Origin of the sequence: Shewanella inventionis, assembly GCF_014641855.1 — a bacterium.
Classification (GTDB): Bacteria; Pseudomonadota; Gammaproteobacteria; order Enterobacterales; family Shewanellaceae; genus Shewanella; species Shewanella inventionis.
This window is the reverse complement of the sequence record NZ_BMII01000028.1, coordinates 20,581-39,786: the sequence shown is the minus strand read 5'-3', so window position 1 is coordinate 39,786 and position 19,206 is coordinate 20,581. Positions and strand designations below refer to the sequence as shown.

Annotated in this window: 17 protein-coding genes; 12 read left to right on the top strand and 5 right to left on the bottom strand. The window is 42.1% G+C overall.

The features are described from left to right. Positions 1-143: 143 nt before the first annotated feature. Positions 144-1,940, bottom strand: a complete 1,797-nt coding sequence (locus IEW93_RS15955; RefSeq protein ID WP_188740290.1) for an acyl-CoA dehydrogenase C-terminal domain-containing protein — start codon at positions 1,938-1,940, stop codon at positions 144-146. Between the two features lie 563 nt (positions 1,941-2,503). Here IEW93_RS15955 and IEW93_RS15950 point away from each other — a divergent pair. Continuing rightward, entirely contained in the window at positions 2,504-3,802 is a 1,299-nt protein-coding gene (locus IEW93_RS15950) for a TonB-dependent receptor (RefSeq protein WP_223417379.1), read from the top strand. A gap of 17 nt (positions 3,803-3,819) precedes the next feature. Here IEW93_RS15950 and IEW93_RS15945 read toward each other — a convergent pair whose 3' ends face one another. Next, positions 3,820-4,581: an IS5-like element ISSpu10 family transposase gene (locus tag IEW93_RS15945; protein ID WP_011789342.1), complete on the bottom strand. Its 762-nt coding sequence runs from the start codon at positions 4,579-4,581 to the stop codon at positions 3,820-3,822. 6 nt (positions 4,582-4,587) lie between these two features. On the opposite strand from IEW93_RS15945, the gene IEW93_RS15940 reads away from it, so the two are divergent. The 11 genes from IEW93_RS15940 (at position 4,588) to IEW93_RS15890 (ending at position 16,283) form a co-directional block, all read left to right on the top strand. Further along, positions 4,588-5,826 carry a TonB-dependent receptor domain-containing protein gene (locus tag IEW93_RS15940; RefSeq protein ID WP_263283547.1) on the top strand — a complete coding sequence of 413 codons (1,239 nt, stop codon included), beginning with the start codon at positions 4,588-4,590 and terminating at the stop codon, positions 5,824-5,826. 103 nt (positions 5,827-5,929) lie between these two features. Next, on the top strand, positions 5,930-6,592 hold the full coding sequence (locus IEW93_RS15935; RefSeq protein WP_188740289.1) for a nitroreductase: 663 nt from the start codon (positions 5,930-5,932) through the stop codon (positions 6,590-6,592). A gap of 33 nt (positions 6,593-6,625) precedes the next feature. After that, complete coding sequence (locus IEW93_RS15930; protein WP_188740288.1) at positions 6,626-7,567, top strand: alpha/beta fold hydrolase; 942 nt, start codon at positions 6,626-6,628, stop codon at positions 7,565-7,567. A 21-nt stretch (positions 7,568-7,588) separates the two neighbouring features. Then, positions 7,589-8,719 (top strand): DUF2855 family protein, encoded by a 1,131-nt coding sequence (locus IEW93_RS15925; protein WP_188740287.1) that lies wholly within the window; start codon positions 7,589-7,591, stop codon positions 8,717-8,719. A 60-nt stretch (positions 8,720-8,779) separates the two neighbouring features. Next, entirely contained in the window at positions 8,780-9,685 is a 906-nt protein-coding gene (locus IEW93_RS15920; protein WP_188740286.1) for a bile acid:sodium symporter family protein, read from the top strand. A gap of 34 nt (positions 9,686-9,719) precedes the next feature. Next, positions 9,720-10,412, top strand: coding sequence for a crotonase/enoyl-CoA hydratase family protein (locus tag IEW93_RS15915; RefSeq protein ID WP_188740285.1), 693 nt, complete (start codon positions 9,720-9,722; stop codon positions 10,410-10,412). Positions 10,413-10,416: 4 nt separating this feature from the next. Next, positions 10,417-11,277, top strand: a complete 861-nt coding sequence (locus IEW93_RS15910; RefSeq protein WP_373284938.1) for a crotonase/enoyl-CoA hydratase family protein — start codon at positions 10,417-10,419, stop codon at positions 11,275-11,277. Positions 11,278-11,527: 250 nt separating this feature from the next. Further along, positions 11,528-12,313, top strand: a complete 786-nt coding sequence (locus tag IEW93_RS15905) for an alpha/beta fold hydrolase (RefSeq protein WP_188740283.1) — start codon at positions 11,528-11,530, stop codon at positions 12,311-12,313. A gap of 45 nt (positions 12,314-12,358) precedes the next feature. Next, positions 12,359-13,459 (top strand): PQQ-dependent sugar dehydrogenase, encoded by a 1,101-nt coding sequence (locus tag IEW93_RS15900; protein WP_188740282.1) that lies wholly within the window; start codon positions 12,359-12,361, stop codon positions 13,457-13,459. A gap of 1,331 nt (positions 13,460-14,790) precedes the next feature. Continuing rightward, positions 14,791-15,510: a GDSL-type esterase/lipase family protein gene (locus tag IEW93_RS15895; RefSeq protein WP_188740281.1), complete on the top strand. Its 720-nt coding sequence runs from the start codon at positions 14,791-14,793 to the stop codon at positions 15,508-15,510. Next, positions 15,507-16,283 carry a polysaccharide deacetylase family protein gene (locus tag IEW93_RS15890; protein ID WP_188740280.1) on the top strand — a complete coding sequence of 259 codons (777 nt, stop codon included), beginning with the start codon at positions 15,507-15,509 and terminating at the stop codon, positions 16,281-16,283. Before IEW93_RS15895 ends, IEW93_RS15890 begins: the two co-directional genes overlap by 4 nt. 56 nt (positions 16,284-16,339) lie before the next feature. Here IEW93_RS15890 and IEW93_RS15885 read toward each other — a convergent pair whose 3' ends face one another. Genes IEW93_RS15885 through IEW93_RS15875 form a run of 3 tightly spaced genes read right to left on the bottom strand, consistent with a single transcriptional unit; the run spans position 16,340 to position 19,191 of the window. After that, positions 16,340-17,134: an SGNH/GDSL hydrolase family protein gene (locus IEW93_RS15885; RefSeq protein ID WP_188740279.1), complete on the bottom strand. Its 795-nt coding sequence runs from the start codon at positions 17,132-17,134 to the stop codon at positions 16,340-16,342. A gap of 43 nt (positions 17,135-17,177) precedes the next feature. Next, positions 17,178-18,350 (bottom strand): vWA domain-containing protein, encoded by a 1,173-nt coding sequence (locus IEW93_RS15880; protein WP_188740278.1) that lies wholly within the window; start codon positions 18,348-18,350, stop codon positions 17,178-17,180. Positions 18,351-18,357: 7 nt separating this feature from the next. Continuing rightward, positions 18,358-19,191 carry an AAA family ATPase gene (locus IEW93_RS15875; protein WP_188740277.1) on the bottom strand — a complete coding sequence of 278 codons (834 nt, stop codon included), beginning with the start codon at positions 19,189-19,191 and terminating at the stop codon, positions 18,358-18,360. Between the last annotated feature and the right edge of the window lie 15 nt (positions 19,192-19,206).

Sequence of the window (19,206 nt, the reverse complement as noted above, 5' to 3'; positions counted from 1 at the left end):
CTGAACACTTATTTATCCTGCTTGGAATTACTTAAAATTAGACTGAAGCTAGGTAATAAAAAACCGCAACGTTTGGTTGCGGTTTTGGGTTGAGGATTAAGATTAAATTACTATTATTTTACAAAGATAAAACGGTAGTAAAATTAAAAGACAAAATCTTCACTGTCTAGCGCCATCATAGAGTCAACACCATTTGCGATACACGCTGCATGGCCTTTTGCTCTAGGTAACATTCGCTGCATGTAGAACTGCGCGGTTTTGATTTTAGCTTCATAAAACGCTGCTTCTGTGGTACCTGCCGCCAGTTTATCTTGCGCCACTTTAGCCATTTTGGCCCAAAAGAACGCCAGCGTGACATAACCTGCGTACATTAGGTAGTCAACCGATGCGCCGCCGATTTCATCTGGGTTTTTCATGGCTTTTCCGCCAATGAGCACGGTTAAGTCATGCCACTCTTTAGCATAGGCCATAATCGGTTTAATAAACTCTGCCATAGCAGGGTTGTCCATGTTTTGCTGGCAAAATGCAGTGACATCTTTAGAAAACGGCTTTAATACTTCGCCTTGTGTGCCAATAATTTTACGGGCTAATAAGTCCAAGGCCTGCACACCGGTTGTGCCTTCATAAATACAGCTAATTTTAGTATCGCGCATTAGCTGTTCCATGCCCCACTCTTTAATAAAGCCGTGGCCACCAAAAACCTGTACACCGTGGCTTGTACATTCAAAGCCAAGCTCAGATAAAAATGCCTTAGCTATTGGGGTTAATAAAGCCAGTTTGGTTTCGGCATCGGCTTTAATGGCTTCATCTTTTTCTGCATGGCCAATATCTACAAGCTGGGCAAGATACGAAATCAGTGCACGTCCGCCTTCAGCAATAGATTTTTGAGTTAACAGCATTCTACGTACATCGGGATGCACAATAATGGGGTCGGCTGGGCCATTAGGATTTTTAACGCCACTGATAGAGCGCATTTGCAAGCGATCTTTAGCATACGCTAACGCCCCCTGGAATGAGGCTTCTGCGGCGGCAACACCTTCACTGGCAACACCAATACGCGCTGCATTCATAAAGGTAAACATACATTTAAGACCACGATTTGGCTCACCAATTAAGTGCCCTGTTGCGCCGTCGAAATTAATTACACAGGTCGCGTTACCATTAATTCCCATTTTGTGTTCGATTGAACCACAGGTTACCCCGTTTCTGTCGGCAATGCTGCCATCTGCATTAACGTTAAATTTAGGCACAATAAATAACGATATGCCTTTGTTACCCTCAGGAGCACCAGGAATACGTGCAATAACGATATGCACAATGTTGTCAGATAAATCGTGCTCACCGGCAGAAATAAAGATTTTTGTGCCAGTTAACGAATATGTGCCGTCGGTCTGTAATTCTGCTTTGGTACGCAACATGCCTAAATCTGTGCCGCAATGAGGCTCAGTTAAACACATGGTACCTGTCCATTTACCTTCAACAAGGTTTGGCATAAATTGTTGTTTTTGGGCTTCGGTACCATGGGCTTCAATGGTGGCTAATGCGCCGTGGCTTAAGCCTGGATACATGGCAAAACTGTGGTTAGCGCTTGAGAAAAGCTCTGCAATACTAATGTTTAATGAATGTGGTAAACCCTGACCGCCAAATTCTTCACTTTGAGACAACGTTGGCCATCCGCCTTCTACATACTTGTCGTATGCGGCTTTAAATCCGTCTGGCGTAGTGACAACACCGTCTTTGAAGGTACATCCTTGCTGATCACCAATTTGATTTAATGGAGCAACGACCTGTTCGGTTAATTTAGCCGCTTCTGCAATAATGGCATCAACCATATCAATACTGGCGTCATGGTAACCCAAGCGTTGATAGTGCCCTTCACAATCAAGCAGTTCTTGCATTACAAATTTTACATCACGTATGGGGGCTTTATATTCAGGCATTGTTGTTACTCTCCATGTCTTTTCAGCGTCTATCAAGTGTTTATTTAGATAAAGCAATTCATCTCAGATTACTGATGCTAAGTTAACTGCAAGTATTATCCAAATGCATATTACTTATATGTTCACATTCGCATTATTAATAGTGCTGGGTGTATTTAGCCGTTTTCGCTTTGGTGAGTGACCAACCATTGATGATCATAAAGCGCATTTATACTGAATCGCGACACAAAATTTGAGTAAAAACACTAGTTTATGTTTGCCTTATTCGTATTACGAATAGTTGCATATTAAAATAATTGATTTGTTTAATGTTGTAACTCGTCCTAGCATGATTTTACGGTTAATTGTTCACTATAAGTGGTCATTTCGTATTTTCAGGATACATTTTCATAGCGAAAATGATGTGCTGTTGAATCCCCTTGTCGTTATTGAATATAGCTGTTTTACAAAGATCGATATTTACACTGTACAAACAAGAACGCTTAATCGTCGTATATATCATTGGTAATTCAACGTATTAGTTAGCTTGTTTAATTTTGATTCGACTTTATCTGGGGAAATAAATGAATAATAAATCACAAATTTTCAAGTACTCTATCGTCTCATTTGCGGTACTAGGTGTACTCAGTACAGCCGCTTATGCAGATGATGCAAAACCCGTCAAGCAAGATGAAGATATGGAACGTATTGTCGTTACAGCGTCTAAAAGACCTAAGGGTTTACAAGAAACGCCCGTGGCAGTCACTGTGGTCAGCAGTAAAGCCATTGATCAGGCAAAGGTGATGGACATTGACGATCTACAAACTTTAGTTCCTACGCTGCGAGTCACTCCATTACAACGCTCAACCAATACCAACTTTGCCATTCGTGGTTTTGGTAACGGGACTAACAATACCGGGATTGAACCCTCTGTTGGGGTATTTGTTGACGGTGTTTATCGCTCGCGTGCTGCGGCTCAAATAGGTGATTTACCAAGACTTCAGCAAGTCGAAGTATTAAGTGGTCCGCAAAGTACTCTGTTTGGTAAAAATGCTTCTGCGGGTGTGATAAGTGTGACAACCCGTGAGCCAGCTTATTATCAAGAAGGTAAAATTGAAGCAGGTATTGGCAACTTTAATCAAAGAGTGATGAAAGGTTATTACACCAATGGCATTACAGATAATTTAGCCTTTAGTGTATCGGGTGGTTTTAATACTCGTGACGGTTATACCGAGTCGGTTTCTGGATTAGATGATGTTAACGACAAAGATCGTTGGAATGTACGCGGTCAAGCCCTGTTTGAGCCCACAGACGCGGTTAAATTACGCTTAATTGCTGATTACAGCGAAATTGAAGAGGCCTGCTGTACCGTCGAGAACTCTGTAAACGGCCCAACCACTGCTGTTGTTCGCGCGCTGGGCGGCACAGACATCGATGAATCCAGTTCATTTGCCTATCAATCGGCTTTAAATTCAGACCCCATCAACAACGTTAAAGACGGTGGCGTGTCGTTGCAGCTCGATATCGATTTTGATGGGTATTCATTTACTTCAATCAGTGCGATACGTAACAACGAATCTGACTTTATGAACGATGTTGATTACACCACTCTAGATATTCTCACTGAAGGTGGATACACAGATATTGACACCATGACACAAGAGTTTCGTCTAACATCTACGGGTGATCGCACCCTAGAATGGATGTTCGGTGCTTACCTTTTTCATGAGGAAGTAACCACAGGTGACACTTTGTACTATGGCGACGATATCAGAAACTATTTTGATATGTTAATGGCGGCTGGTGGCGCTGCAGGATTACTCAGTGGCGTTGAAGGGGTTTATGGCTTAGATCAAGGTACTTTCTTTTCTAGGGCCTGTTGATCTTTGCTGTTCATAATTCAGCCAACCCACATTGGCAGCCATATAAGGCAGCAAGCCAAGGCCAGTGTACTTGCATAATTCCGGGCTAATTTATCATACCTTGTTGCTACTGAGCGGTAATGTTTTAGCCTGGCAAACACGTTCTCAACCAGATGGCGATATTTGTACAGACACCAGTCAATATCGCCATTCCCAATCTTCGAATTACGCTTGCGCGGTATGTTAGGGACGCCCTTTTTCTCTCGGATCTGCTCTCGTATCTTCTCGCTATCATAGCCCCGGTCAGCGATAACGTGTTCGGCATCAGGCAGCTGTTTTAGTAACTCTATGGCAGCTTTACTGTCATGAACCTCACCGCCTGTCACAATAAAATCTATTGGCAAGCCGCAACTATCCACTGCCATATGGATTTTCGTCGTGTTACCACCACGACTTTTCCCAATCGCTTCTTTATCTTCTGAGCGAGCACCTGTCGCATGCTGATGCGCTTTGACGATGCTGCCGTCTATAAATTCCCACTCTAAATCAGCCAATTGCCTTAACTCTGCGAATAGCTGCATTAGAATGCCTTTTTTAGACCACAGGTTAAAACGCCGGTAGATGGCGCTCCAATCTCCAAAAGCTTCTGGCACATCGCGCCAAGGGCAACCGACCCGCATCCGATACAAAATGCCTTCGAAAGTATTTCTGTGTTCGGGCTTGTCATATACGCGGCCCGTTTTAAGCATCAATCTGATTAGCTTTGACCAGTACTCGTCTGTTAACATTGTTCTTGGCATGATGGGTTGTCATGGTTAGTTTTTGGCGAAAGTAATTATACCAGCCCATCATGCTGTCTAATAATCCATCACGAAAGATCAACAAGCCCTAATACATCTGCGGTGAGTTCAGACTTTGAACAAGACAATGATGCCTACTCATTATTCGCCAGTTTTGATTATCACATTACAGATCAATTTACCGCTATTTTTGGAGTGAGCTATACCAACGACCAAAAAGAAATCACGATTTCGCAAAATAACACCGATGTATTTTCATCTTTAGACTTAGACACTGAGTCTACGCTATTTGGTGTGCCTATTGGCAGTATTCCCACTTTAGCGCCGGCTGTACCTACATTAAAAAGCTTACAGTTTTTACCGCCCATGTTAGGTTTACCAAATGGCGTTGAAGACAACAAAACCGATGACAGTAAAACCACTTGGTCGTTGCGTTTATCTTACGAAATTAACGACAACATTAACGTGTTTGCTACTGCCGCAACAGGGTTTAAGGCTTCATCGTGGAACTTATCGCGATACTCTAGCCCATTTGCTGCCGATCAAGCCGCACTCGCCACAGCAGGCATTGAAGAACCCAATCAAGTTTACGGTGGCCGCTATGCCTCTCCTGAAGAAGCCATGGTGTATGAAATTGGTATTAAAACCCAATTTGAAAACGGCTCGTTTAATGCCACGATTTTTGACCAAACCATTGAAGGTTTTCAATCATCAATCTTTATCGGCACCGGCTATGTACTGGCTAATGCAGGTAAGCAAAGTACCCAAGGATTTGAATTTGATTCAAATTACAACTTAACCGATGACTGGTCATTTACATTAGCAGGCACCTTCCTTGATCCTATTTACGATTCGTTTGAAGGCGCATCAGGTATAGACGGCCCTACAGACTTGTCTGGTGAAAAACCTGCAGGTATTCATGAAGTGAGTATTACTGCTGGAGTGGTGTATAACTTTGAGGTATTTAACGGCGCAGATGGTTATGTACGTGCTGATTATTTATATGAAAGCGACGTTAAAGTGGCTGAAAACACACCAGAGTCATTAACGCGTGAAGTCAATTCCGTTAATGCCAGTACAGGGCTTGCCTTTGATAATGGTGTGAGTGTTCAGCTTTGGGTACGTAACTTAACCAATGACGAGTATTTATTGTCGGCTTTCCCACCACCAATCCAGTCTGGCAGCTTTAACGGCTACCCTAATCAACCACGTACTTTTGGTGCAAACGTGTCGTACCAATTTTAATCACCACAATAGTAACGCCAGGCAGTAGATTGCTGGCGTTACTGCTTGATTTACATTCTCAACATCAGGTGTAGCCTGATGAATAACAATAAGAGTCGTCACTATGTCTATAGAATCAATCTTAAAAAATCGCTATTCCGTTCGTGCCTTTCAGCCTAAACCTGTACCAGAAAATGTGCTCAAACAAATCTTTTCTAGTGCGCAACTTTCCCCCTCAAACTGTAACGTGCAACCCTGGCAAACGTGCGTGGTATCGGGGGCAACTAAAGACAAATTAAAAGCCAAATTTATCGAAACCTTAATGAGCGGCGCCACACCTAACCCCGATTTTAATTGGTTGCCACAATATCAAGGGGTGCACCGCGACCGTCAATTTGGCTCAGCTAATGCGCTTTATAGCTCGGTAGGTATCGCTCGTGAAGACAAAAAAGCCCGTCAAATGGCGATGGTACGTAATTGGCAGTTTTTTGATGCGCCACATGCGGTGTTTTTTACTATGGATAAATACTTAGACATTATGGGCGCAGTAGATTTAGGCATCTATGCGCAAACATTGTCATTAGTTATGGCAGAGCACGGCGTAGCAAATTGCATGCAAGGCGCGCTGGGGCAATTCCCTGATCCTGTTCGTGAAATTTTAGCCCTACCAGAAGAGCGTGGAATTTTATTTGGTATGTCGTTTGGTTATGCCGATGAAAACGCACCGGTTAATCAAACTCGCACTGAGCGAGAGTCACTCGATAACGCTGTTGCCTTTTTTGACTAACGCAATCGAACACCTGCGATACTGAGAATGCCAATGACACTCACCCATCATTATATCAATATAGAACACACTAATATTCATTATGTTGAGTCTGTGCCAATGGGTAAGCCAACTCAGGTTGAAACCTTAGTATTTTTACATGGTTTTCCTGAGTTTTGGGGTACTTGGCATAAACAACTTGAATTTTTTGCCCCTAATTATCGAGTCATCGCGCCCGATTTACCTGGGTATAACCTCAGCGATAAACCTACAGATCTTGAGTTTTACACTGTACCCAAGCTTATCGCATTTATTGCAAAATTGATTAGTGCCATTAGCCCACATAAGCCAGTCACTTTAGTTGCCCACGATTGGGGCGGCGCCATTGCTTGGCCATTAGCCGCATTTAACGCCTCGTTATTAAGTCGACTAGTTATCTTAAATGCTGCGCACCCTAGCACCTTTACCCGTGAAATGATTAATAATCCAAATCAGCGAGCTAAAAGTGCTTATATTCATCAACTGATATCTTCTGGGGCAAATAGCCTACTCAGCCAAAATAACTACCAATACTTGGTCGATAAATTGATGCAAAGCCAGTTACCTGCTCTGTTTACAGATGAGTTATTAGCCTCGTATCGCCAGGTTTGGCAACAGCCAGGGGCGATAAATGGCATGTTGCAATATTATCGCGCCATGCCACAACTGGCCCATGATGACACAAACGATAATGTAGGCCACGGCGATACTAGGTTAAGTCATCAGGTTAAACCGGTTTCGGCCCTAAAAATCCCCAATATTCGCATTAATATTCCCACGCTAGTGCTTTGGGGCGAGCAAGATTTAGCCTTTGTAAATGAAAACTTAGATGGATTAACTGATTACGTAACAGATTGCACCATCAAACGATTTTCTAATACAAGCCACTGGATCCAACATGAGCGGCCAAACGAGGTTAATAACGCGATCAGTGAATTTTTAACGTCATTACAATAAAAACCAAAAAGGCGATATAGCATGACAACCGATGAAGCTTCGCATGATGCGATACCAAAAAGTGCAACCGTATTTGAAGTCAATAAACATAGCTTACAAAACACCCGCGTAAACCCACTCGCGTTTACGGCGCCCATGGCTCATAACGATGTGTTATTACGGGTAGATAAATTTGCATTAACAGCTAACAACATCAGCTACGGCATTATGGGCGATTCATTAGGGTATTGGCGATTTTTCCCCTCTACCGATCCCGTTCATTGGGGGCGATTGCCTGTTATGGGCTATGCCGAAGTGATTAAATCTAAAAATGATCAAATATTGGTGGGTGAGCGAGTTTGGGGTTTCATGCCAATGGCGAGCCATTTTATGATTGTGGCTGGCAATGTCTCACAAAATAGCTTCAGTGATATTAGCCCATGCCGAGAGGGATTATCCCCTTTATACAGCCGATTTGATCGTGTAAATGCTAATCCTTTTTATCTGCCCCAAAACGAAGACTATGACATTTTACTGAGAGGCCTGTTTACTACCTCATGGTTAATCAATGATTACATGAGCGACAATCAGTATTTTGGTGCTGAGCAATACCTAATTACCAGCGCTTCAAGTAAAACCAGTATCGCCCTTGCCTTTTGCATTAAGCAGCAAGCACAAAGGCCAGTTATTGGCGTGACATCAAATGAAAATAAAGCGTTTGTTGCCTCGTTGGGCTGTTATGACAAGGTGATTAGTTATGACCAAGTGAGCCAATTAGACACTGCCGCGACCATTTTAGTGGATATGGCGGGCAGCAAAACCACACTGGCTTTGATCCATCATCACTTTAGCGAGCAACTTAAATACTCTTGTCGCATTGGCCTAACTCATCATCAAGACATTGACATCAATGACAACAACACCCTTCTTCCTGGTCCTGTCCCGAGTTTTTTCTTTGCGCCCTCGCAGCTTGCCAAACGCAGCAAAGAACATGGCGCAACGGCCACAATGACACTCATTAACACGGCATTATTAGGTTATATCGATTTTTGTAAAAACAGCATTTCGATTGCACACATTAATGATTTTGAAGCAATAGATCCTGCATACCAAGCGGTACTTGCCGGACAAGCCAATGCATCTGTCGGCATCGTTGTTCACCCAAATGGCTAACTTATGTTGCTTAACAATGGATGTTTACCTTAAGCACATTACCTATTTTAAGAGGTTATTATGGACAATATGCAATTGATTACCTTAGTGAATACTCAAATTATCCCAGTGTGTATTTTTTTGATTATGATGGGTATGGGTCTATCACTGGTCGTAAATGATTTTAAACGAGTTTTTAAATACCCTAAAGCGGCAGCAATAGGGCTCACAAATCAATTAATTCTGCTACCCATTATTGGTTTTGCCTTGGCCAATATCATGCCGTTAGAGCCTGAGTATGCTGTAGGTGTGATGTTGTTAGCCTTGTGTCCTGGTGGCACCACCTCCAATATGTTTTCACATTTAGCCAAAGCCGATGTAGCGCTATCGGTTACTATGACAGCGGTGGCCAGTTTAATTACCGTATTTACCATTCCTGTGGTGCTTAATTATTCTCTAATTCATTTTATGGGTGCTGGCAGTGAGTTTAAATTACCCATTATTGCGACCATGATAAGTTTAATGAAGCTCACCATAGTGCCCATTTGTATAGGGATGTTAATAAGACGCTTTGCCCCTAACCTTGCTGCAAGCACTCAGGTTCATGTATCTAGATTTGGTATTTTGTTTTTAACCTTGTTGATGATTTTTCTTACTTATATCCAACAAGATATTGTTATCCCTGCACTAATAGCCGCAGGTCCAGTGTCGATTATTCTTAATTTATCAACCATGCTGTTGGGTTATTACTCAAGTAAATGGTTTGGGCTTAACTTTGCACAAAGAACATCAATAACAATAGAATGTGGCTTACAAAACAGCACCTTATCAATGTTTATGGCGTTAACATTGTTAGGTAATTACAAAATGTCTTTTACGCCAGCAATATACACTCTCACAATGTTCTTTACCGCAGGGATTCTAGCGGGTATGTTAAATTCTAAGTATGTAAAATCGAAACAGCTTGCAGGTGCTACTGCAAAATAATTAGCCTAACTCATCATAATAACAAAGGTAAAAAATGGAACTTGTCAGTGTAACAATCGAAAACAACGTGCATGTCATTACCCTTAATAACGGTAAAGTCAATGCAATATCTCCTGAGGTGATTAGCCAAATTAATCGTGCATTAGATGAGGCTGAGCAACAAAATGCCGTGGTTATTTTAACTGGGCAACCTGGGATTTTATCTGGCGGTTACGATCTTAAAACAATGAAGCACAGCCCTGAAGCCGCCATTGCACTTGTGACTGCGGGGTCAACATTAGCTCGCAGAATGTTGTCATTTCCTACACCGATAATTGGCGCCTGCTCTGGCCATGCGATTGCGAAAGGTGCCTTTTTAATGCTCAGTTGCGACTATCGCATTGGCTGTCATGGTCCTTTTAAAATCGGCCTTAATGAAGTGGCTATTGGCATGACTATGCACCAAGCAGGCATTGAAATTGCTCGTAATCGCATCCCGCAACATTACCTAACGCGTGCGGTGATCAATGCCGAATTATTTGCCCCCGAACAAGCCGTGTTAGCAGGCTTTCTTGATCAAGTGGTTGAGCCTGATCAACTCATGAACACAGCTCATATGGTGGCTAAACACATGCAAACGCTTAATATGCCAGCACATTTAGGCACCAAATTAAAAGAGCGACAGTCGATACTCGCCTCATTGGATGAGGCGATAGAGCAAGATAAGCACATCACACTTAATTTATAAGGACATCACGATGCTATCGCACAAAACCTACCAAACCTTAACGGTCGACATTACCGACAAAGTGGCTCACATTGTGCTGAATCGACCAAATGAATTGAATTCAATGAATGTCGACTTTTGGCATGAATTTCCTAGTGTCATACATGACATCAACAATCAATCTGCAGCGCGTGCCATTGTGATTTCATCTACTGGTAAGCATTTTTGCGCCGGCATGGACTTAGGCGTGTTTACAGCCACAGGCGCTGATAACACTATTGAATTGGGCCGCAAGCACGATCATTTACGCCGTTTAGTCCTTAAACTTCAAGATTGCTTTACTGTACTTGAAACTGCCCGAATGCCGGTACTCATGGCCATTCATGGTGGTTGTATTGGTGGTGCGCTTGACATGATCAGCGCCGCTGATTGCCGCTACTGCACTCATGATGCATTTTTTAGCATCGAAGAAACCAAACTCGGTATGACAGCAGATGTCGGTACCTTACAACGTTTACCCAAATTAATTTCCATGGGCTTAGTGAAAGAGTTAGCCTTCACAGGCCGCAGAATGACCGCTGCTGAGGCTAAAGATTCAGGCTTAGTTAATCAGGTGTATCCAGACCATGAAACAATGCTTGCTGCGGTATTTGATATTGCAAAAGAGATTGCGGCGCGCTCGCCGCTGGCGGTTACCGGCTGTAAAGAAATGATTAATTATGCCCGCGATCACAGTGTCGCCGACAGTCTACAATATATGTCGGTTTGGCAAAGCGGTATGTTTCAACCGCAAAATGACATGATGGAAGTCTTTAATGCTAAGGCGCAAAATCGCGCTCCTGAATTTGAAGAGTTAACACCCATCGACCCTGTAAAAATATTCTAATATCAATCAGGAAAATAAGTGATCAGCGATTGCCTAATGAAAATCGTATAGAGTGTAAATCGTTTAAAATAAGGTAGAAATTTCAGCGTACTCCTTGTTCTACCTTCAACATGTTTAACGACGTTATAAGCGATATTAACCTGTAAGCATGATCACTTTTTATTCTGATAGATATAAGTAATGGGTTTGCGTAAACCGCACTGGATGAATTATTTTAACAGTAATTGACGCTGAGCCCTTAGAGCAAATTATGACAAAACCATTAATTAATCTCGTGCATGCTAATGGCTTCCCTGCTGGCAGCTATAAAACATTTTTACATCAGTTTGAAAACGATTACCGAACCGTTGCCCACAATCAGTTTGGCCATAATGCCTTATATCCAATTCACAGTAACTGGCAGCATCTGGTAACAGAACTTGCTGAATTTATAAAGAAACAAGATGAAAAAGTCATTTGTGTTGGCCATTCATTTGGTGGCGTTATTTCATTTATTGCCGCCTGCCAACACCCTGAGTTGTTTCGCGGTTTAGTCATGCTAGACCCGCCTGTTGTCACCGGTGCTTTTTCACATTTACTGAGTTTTATCAAACGAACTCCATATATAGACAAGCTTTCACCGGCTGGAAAAGCAAAAACACGGCAAAGCCATTGGCCAGAAAACACAAATTTGGTTGATTATTTTTCACAGAAAAGTTTGTTTAAAGATTTTGACCCGCGTTGCTTGCAAGACTACGCCTCATCTTGTGCAGTGCAGCGTAATAATCGGTTAGAGCTAAGTTTTTCGCCCGCTGTAGAAGCTGATATTTTTAGGCACTTACCCACTAATTTATCTCAGTTTAAACATAAACTAACGGTACCCGCTAAACTCATTTACGGTGAAAAAACCACTATCTTTCCAATTAAACATTTTAAGCGTTTTGCTAAATTAAACGACATCGATTTAATGACGTTACCTAAGGGCGGCCACATGTTTCCATTAGAACAGCCCGAAAACACTGCTGCCATGGTCAAAGAGATTATTAAAGATTGGTAACAGCAATAGTCGGTGTTGATTAAATAGCAATAAAAGGAGTGTGCAATGCTAAAGCCAACGACATTGTTAACCGCCCTTACCTGTGGCTTGGGATTAAGTTTTTCTGTGTTCGCGTTACCGTTAGATAAAATACAACTCCCTCAGGGATTTAGTATTGATATTTACGCTGACAATATCGAAAACGCACGCCAAATGGCACTGGGCGATAAAGGCACGGTATTTGTGGGCAGTCGCAAGGCTGGTAATGTATATGCGCTTATAGACAGTAATAATGACTTTAAAGCCGACAAACAGATCGTTATTGCGAAAGATTTGTTTATGCCATCAGGATTAGCATTTCATAATGGCAGTTTGTATGTTGCAGAGGTCGATAAAATCTGGCGTTACCCTAACATTGAAAACACCTTACCTAGCATCCCTAAACCAGAATTAGTTTTCGATAAGCTACCTAATAAAGCCCACCATGGTTGGAAATTTATTACCTTTGGACCCGATAGCCATTTATATATTCCCGTTGGCGCACCCTGCAATGTATGTGAAAGTGATTTACCTTTTGCGTCCATCTTAAAACTCAATGTCGACACTAAACAAACCACGATTGTGGCTAAAGGTGTGCGTAATAGCGTTGGGTTTGATTTTCATCCCGTTACCGGCGATTTATGGTTTACCGACAACGGCCGCGACATGATGGGCGATGATTTACCTGATGATGAGCTTAATCATGTCACTCAAACTGGCCAACACTTCGGTTTTCCTTTTATTCACAACTCTGACATCAATGACCCCGATTTTACTAACCCTACCATTGCCAAACTCAACACGCCTCCAGTATTAGCTTTAGGCGCTCATGTTGCCGCATTAGGCATGGAGTTTTATCAAGGCAAGCAATTTCCTGCCGCTTATAAACACTCAATCTTGATTGCACAACATGGCTCGTGGAACCGCACAAACAAAGTCGGTTACCGTGTAATGCAAGTCGTACTTGAAGGCAATAAGGTGATAGATTACAAACCCTTTGCCACAGGTTGGCTTGATGGCGAACAAAGCTGGGGGCGTCCAGTTGATGTAATGACTCTGGCAGATGGTTCTATCTTGATATCAGATGACTTTGCCAATGCAATTTATCGGGTGAGTTATACCCAGTAGCGTTAAGGTTTAACTTAACCACTGTGCAACGATACTCAATGAAATCAACTCTTTGATACGCGGTAAACCCATCCCTTGGCGCTCTGTGTCATAGCCGCGATGACATCAGCTGTATGGGTATCTTCGATTTAACCTTATTTGTGGTTGAACGATCTAACGCATTTTTTTACAAAAACTTGTTAGCTATTTTCTCATCGTCTAATTTTCACGTCGTCCTAATTTTCACGTCGTCCCGGTAATGCTTTTGAGCCGGGACCCAGGTGTTTGTACTTTTTATGGTCTGCGCCCACACCAGATCAAGAATGGTTGAGGCTATCTAACTAAACAAAACTAGGGGGTGAGGTGGCAATACTCAATGAAATCACTTCTATGACACGCGGTAAACCCCTCCATGGGCGCTCTGCGAAAACATCCGTGTTTTCGAAGGTCATAGCCGCGATTACATCCGCCGTATAGTTATCTTCGATTTAACCTTGTTTGTAATGGGAAGATCTAACGCATTTTTGGATAGAAGCTTGTTAGCTATTTTCTCGTCGTCCTAATTTTCACGTCGTGGCGCCTCGCCAATTGTAAAGCATGTAACTGTAAGGTTTTATTTGGCGTCAACATGGCATTCACTTACCGACACGCGCAAGTACATCCATGTAGCTCGACCGACCCGTCCGTGGGTCGGACGGTCGGCTCGCAAACCACCATGATGAAGCTGTCAATGTTTGTCTTATCAGCAAGTTTTAAAGAATAGTTTAGTGAGGTGCATGCGTTGGTCAGGTCACGTATTCTTTTGTAAAATGTCTTCAACGGCCTCAAGTTCAGAGTTGAATTTGGGCTGTTTGCAAGCAATATACGTAACTTATCCATGTACACAGATTGTGTTTAAAATATGGCAACTTAACGTCGTCCCGGTAATGCTTTTGAGCCGGGATCCAGGTGTTTGCTTCTACTTTTGTACTTATGGCCTGCGGCACTAACGTCGTGGTGCCTCGCCAATTGTAAAGCATGTAACTGTAAGGTTTTATTTGGCGTCAACATGGCATTCACTTACCAACACGCGCAAGTACATCCATGTAGCTCGACCAATCCATGGGCGCTCTAGGTCATAGCCGCGATGACATCAGCTGTATGGATATCTTCGATTTAACCTTGTTTGTCATTAAAAGATTTAATGCATTTTTTGACAGATATTAGCTAAAGGGGCAAGTTTTGAACTTGTTTAATAAACGTTAACCTGACACCACTAAATTTTTTAGTGCTTGAATACGAATGCAGTACATTACATAAAATGGTATTAATCGATACATTGTAAAAACGAATATCTACAAGTACAGGTTTTTATGGGTTTTAAACAAAACAAACTCCGACACAAATACACCGCGACGGTTCATTTTTTTGTTTTTATGTGGGCTGCTCTTGTCGGGGGGAATGCATACGGTTCAGAACCAATCCCTTATCAATCTGACTGGTTAAAAAATCATTACGCAGAACGAATTGCTCATTTTACAATACAGCCTCTGAGATCTGGTGATATTGTATTTATTGGCGACAGTATTACTGAGCAAGGGCTAAATTGGGCAATAAGGTTTAACGACCTGCGAGTGAGAAACCGTGGTATTAGCGGTGACACGACCTATGGTGTTTTGGCTCGCTTAGACGAACTGAAAATGGCACAACCTAAGGCGATATTTTTAAAAATAGGTGTAAACGATATTTTTAATTTTTATTATATTAAACAAATAAAAAACTTATCATCTGTCAGTGAAAACATCGAAAACATCGTGATACAACTAAACGAAGCCCTGCCCAATACGCCTATTTTTGTGCAAAGTATTCTGCCTGATCATCGAGATTTTATCACTGACATGGTGCAAACCGTTAATCAACAAATCAAAACGATTAAACACGCTCGTTTTACCTATATCGATTTACATTCTGCATTTTTGTCCTCAAATGGCACAATGAACAGCTCTCTAACTACCGATGGGACACATTTAAATCAAGCAGGCTACGCACTATGGGCGGAGCAACTGGCTCCAATAATGGCAGAGTTAAAATGAAGTATATTTTTATACTCTATTTTTTGGCGATAAATTTATGCCTTGCAGATGAAAAACCCATACACAGCTATCCAAACGGGGCAACAAAAGCCGTTATATTCAGTTATGATGATGGTGTTATTCAAGATAGAAAATTGGTTGAATTATTTAACCAATATCATGTGGTGGGCACATTTAACTTAAATTCAGGGTTGTTTGGTAAAAAACTACCTTGGATGGAAGCCTTCACTGGTAAACAAGGTGAATACATTAACCTTGATGAAATAAAGTCGCTTTATAAAGGCCATGAAATTGCAAGTCACAGTTACTCACATCCTGGTTTTGCTGGGTTAAACGAAGCGGAACTCAAATTTCAACTGTCTCGCGATCAGCAAATTTTAGCACCGATTAAAGGCAGCCCTTTAAAATCATTTGCTTACCCTTTAGGTTCGTACGATAACGCCGCCATGCAATTAGTTAAACAAGCAGGATTGACCAACGCAAGAACCACAAACGATACCCTTGATTTTGAACTACCCAAAAACCATATGGAGTGGAACCCTACAGTTCATCATGAAAAAGCGATGCCATTAGTTAAACAATATATCGCACTTAAAAGCGAAAAACTGACCGTGATGATGATATGGGGCCACGCTTGGGAGTTTGATAAAAATACCAAAAATAATAATTGGGATTACGCCGAAAAGCTTATTCGGACGGTCTCAAACAAAGATGATATTTGGTATGTATCGGCAGCAGAGTTTATTCAATTTTTAGAAAGTATCAAACAGTAATACAGCCCTGTTAAATCTATACCGATTAATCTCATGCTTACCTTACGTGTTAGTGGCTAAACAAACGTTGGAGCAACAGCACCATCAAGGATCTGCTCTACCGCTAAACTCGCCCATGCATTGTAAATCGGTGCTCCTGGGTGAAACCCATCACTGGCCATCACTTGTCGCATAAAATCGAGCATAGTTAATTCGGGTTGCGGGTTATCTAATGGTAATTTAATTATAGCAAAACGGCTTGTTTGATTGCCTTGCTGATTAAGTTTATGGATTAATTGCGCTAAGCGCTCATTAAACTGATTAGCACGTTGGCCTAAACTCCACCGCAGAGGATGGGGTAAAGCCGGGAATAATCCCAGTGGCGGTAATGCTGTAACGAGTATGAGTTTTGGCTGATAACGCTGACGGATAAGTTCAAAAAATTGCTGTTGTTGCTGCAACCATTTATCGCAACTTACCGATGAGGTGATGTCGTTTACACCAAGTGAGGTGATAATTACATCAAATGTTGATTGCCCTAATATTGGGTGTGCCGGTGTACACTGCTGCTTGAGCGCCTCCAAGGTTGTAGATGTTGTCGCACCAGTTTTGGCAAACAAGGCGTAATTCACATCTAGTGTTGGGCTTAATTGCTCAATAACCTGGCCAAGAAGTGCCTCACTTTGATTAGAAACCCCAACACCCGCGGCGGCTGAGTCGCCTAAAATCAATAAATTTAATGTTGGGTTTGGCCCGGTTTGCCCCACTCGTTCGCCTTCTGGCTCTGGCAACTTTGGTGTTGTGCGACGCACTTTGAGCCCTTGAGCAATCAACAGTGGCGATAAAATAAGTGACACTCCTTGATATAACATCGCTGTCCTTAATATGAATTAACAATTCTAAAATAATACGAGACTAACTTAAGTCTTTAATGGCCCGGCCTATGCCATCTACAGTTAACGGGTACATTTTGTCGCCAACCAGCTTTTGAATAATCGAAATTGAATGATGTACATGCCAATATTGCTCTGGCTGTGGGTTAAGCCAGGCGACTTTATGAAAATGACCGAGTAGCCGATTCATATAATCTATGCCGGGCTTTTCATTCCAATGTTCAACACTGCCGCCTTTGGCGATGATCTCGTAAGGGCCCATAGTGGCATCACCTACAAATATCACTTTATAGTCTGAGCCAAAGGTTCTTATGACTTCTTCTAAATCGATCATGTTATCAAAACGGCGACGATTGTCTTGCCAAACTTTGTCGTACACACAATTATGAAAATAAAAAAAGCGTAGGTGTTTAAATTCGCTGTGTGCGGCTGAAAATAACTCTTCGCAGGTATGAATGTAATCATCCATTGAGCCGCCGATATCAAAAAACATTAGCACTTTTACCGCGTTGTGACGCTCTGGCTCCATGTGCACATCAAGTAAGCCGCCATTTTGGGCGGTAGAACGAATAGTGGTATTAATATCGAGTTTTTCGCTGGCACCTGTGCGGGCAAATTTTCGCAATTTTTTTAATGCTAATTTGATATTACGGGTACCCAGTTCTCGGTCCTGGTCGAAGTTTTTAAACTCACGTTTGTCCCATACTTTCACCGCGCGGTTATTGCGGTTTTTATCCTGACCAACCCTTATGCCTTCTGGGTTATAACCGTAAGCACCAAAAGGCGATGTGCCGCCAGTTCCGACCCATTTATTGCCACCGGCATGGCGTTTTTGCTGTTCTTCTAGGCGCTCTTTTAACGCTTTCATTAATGCTTCTAGCCCGCCAAGCGCCTTAAGTTGGTCTTTCTCTTGTTGGCTTAAGTGTTTTTCAAACTCTTTGCGAAGCCAATCTTCTGGCAAGATCTTATCAAATATATCAATGCTTTCTATGCCTTTAAAGTATTCGGCGAAGGCATTGTCATACTTGTCGTAATGGATCTCGTCTTTCACCATGACAATTTTGGCTAAGTTATAAAACGCGTCCACATCGGCAAACACGACCCCAGCTTTTAATAATGCAATTAAATCCAGTAGTTCACGCAAACTACAGGGTACTTTGTGTTTTTTTAGGGTGAGAAAAAAATCAATAAACACAGCAATACTACCTGTTTCTGCGGCTCATAAAGGCCAGTTTTTCAATTAAGGACACATCCTGTTCATTCTTTAATAATGCGCCAAACAGCGGAATAATATCAGATTGCTTATCAAGTAATGTGTCTTGGGCAATATCATCGGAGATCAGTAGTTTTAACCAGTCGATGAGCTCAGATGTTGACGGCTTTTTCTTAATGCCATTAACGTCGCGCAGATCAAAAAATACTTCTAAAGCCTGAGTTAACAGGGTTTGCTTAACGTTAGGGTGATGCACGTCGATGATTTTTGCCATTTCATCTTTGGTTGGGAATTTAATGTAATGGAAAAAACAACGACGTAAAAAAGCATCGGGCAGTTCTTTTTCATTATTTGACGTGATGATAATAATGGGGCGCTGTTTAGCTTTGATTAATTGTTGAGTTTCATACACATAAAACTCCATTTTATCGAGCTCTTGCAGCAAATCGTTAGGGAACTCAATGTCGGCTTTATCGATTTCATCAATCAATAAAATGGGACGTTGTTCTTCTTCAAACGCCTGCCACAACTTACCTTTGACAATGTAGTTGCCAATATCATGCACTCTGGCATCGCCTAATTGACTGTCACGCAGGCGTGATACTGCATCGTACTCGTATAACCCTTGTTGGGCTTTGGTGGTCGACTTGATGTGCCATTGGTACAGTTTACAGTTAAGCGAGCGAGCTAACTCTTCAGCAAGCTGGGTTTTGCCTGTACCTGGCTCCCCTTTTATTAATAAGGGTTTTTCGAGCGCAATGGCGGCATTAACCGCGAGTGTGAGTTCATTTGAGGCAATGTAGTTGTTGGTACTTTTAAACATGGTCAACCTTTATAT

Coding starts and splice junctions, on each gene's coding strand:
- IEW93_RS15930 (WP_188740288.1), top strand. CDS start 6,626: ATGACACTCACCCATCATTATATCAATATAGAACACACTAATATTCAT.
- IEW93_RS15945 (WP_011789342.1), bottom strand. CDS start 4,581: ATGCCAAGAACAATGTTAACAGACGAGTACTGGTCAAAGCTAATCAGA.
- IEW93_RS15885 (WP_188740279.1), bottom strand. CDS start 17,134: ATGTTATATCAAGGAGTGTCACTTATTTTATCGCCACTGTTGATTGCT.
- IEW93_RS15890 (WP_188740280.1), top strand. CDS start 15,507: ATGAAGTATATTTTTATACTCTATTTTTTGGCGATAAATTTATGCCTT.
- IEW93_RS15955 (WP_188740290.1), bottom strand. CDS start 1,940: ATGCCTGAATATAAAGCCCCCATACGTGATGTAAAATTTGTAATGCAA.
- IEW93_RS15915 (WP_188740285.1), top strand. CDS start 9,720: ATGGAACTTGTCAGTGTAACAATCGAAAACAACGTGCATGTCATTACC.
- IEW93_RS15875 (WP_188740277.1), bottom strand. CDS start 19,191: ATGTTTAAAAGTACCAACAACTACATTGCCTCAAATGAACTCACACTC.
- IEW93_RS15935 (WP_188740289.1), top strand. CDS start 5,930: ATGTCTATAGAATCAATCTTAAAAAATCGCTATTCCGTTCGTGCCTTT.
- IEW93_RS15900 (WP_188740282.1), top strand. CDS start 12,359: ATGCTAAAGCCAACGACATTGTTAACCGCCCTTACCTGTGGCTTGGGA.
- IEW93_RS15895 (WP_188740281.1), top strand. CDS start 14,791: ATGGGTTTTAAACAAAACAAACTCCGACACAAATACACCGCGACGGTT.
- IEW93_RS15920 (WP_188740286.1), top strand. CDS start 8,780: ATGGACAATATGCAATTGATTACCTTAGTGAATACTCAAATTATCCCA.
- IEW93_RS15950 (WP_223417379.1), top strand. CDS start 2,504: ATGAATAATAAATCACAAATTTTCAAGTACTCTATCGTCTCATTTGCG.
- IEW93_RS15905 (WP_188740283.1), top strand. CDS start 11,528: ATGACAAAACCATTAATTAATCTCGTGCATGCTAATGGCTTCCCTGCT.
- IEW93_RS15925 (WP_188740287.1), top strand. CDS start 7,589: ATGACAACCGATGAAGCTTCGCATGATGCGATACCAAAAAGTGCAACC.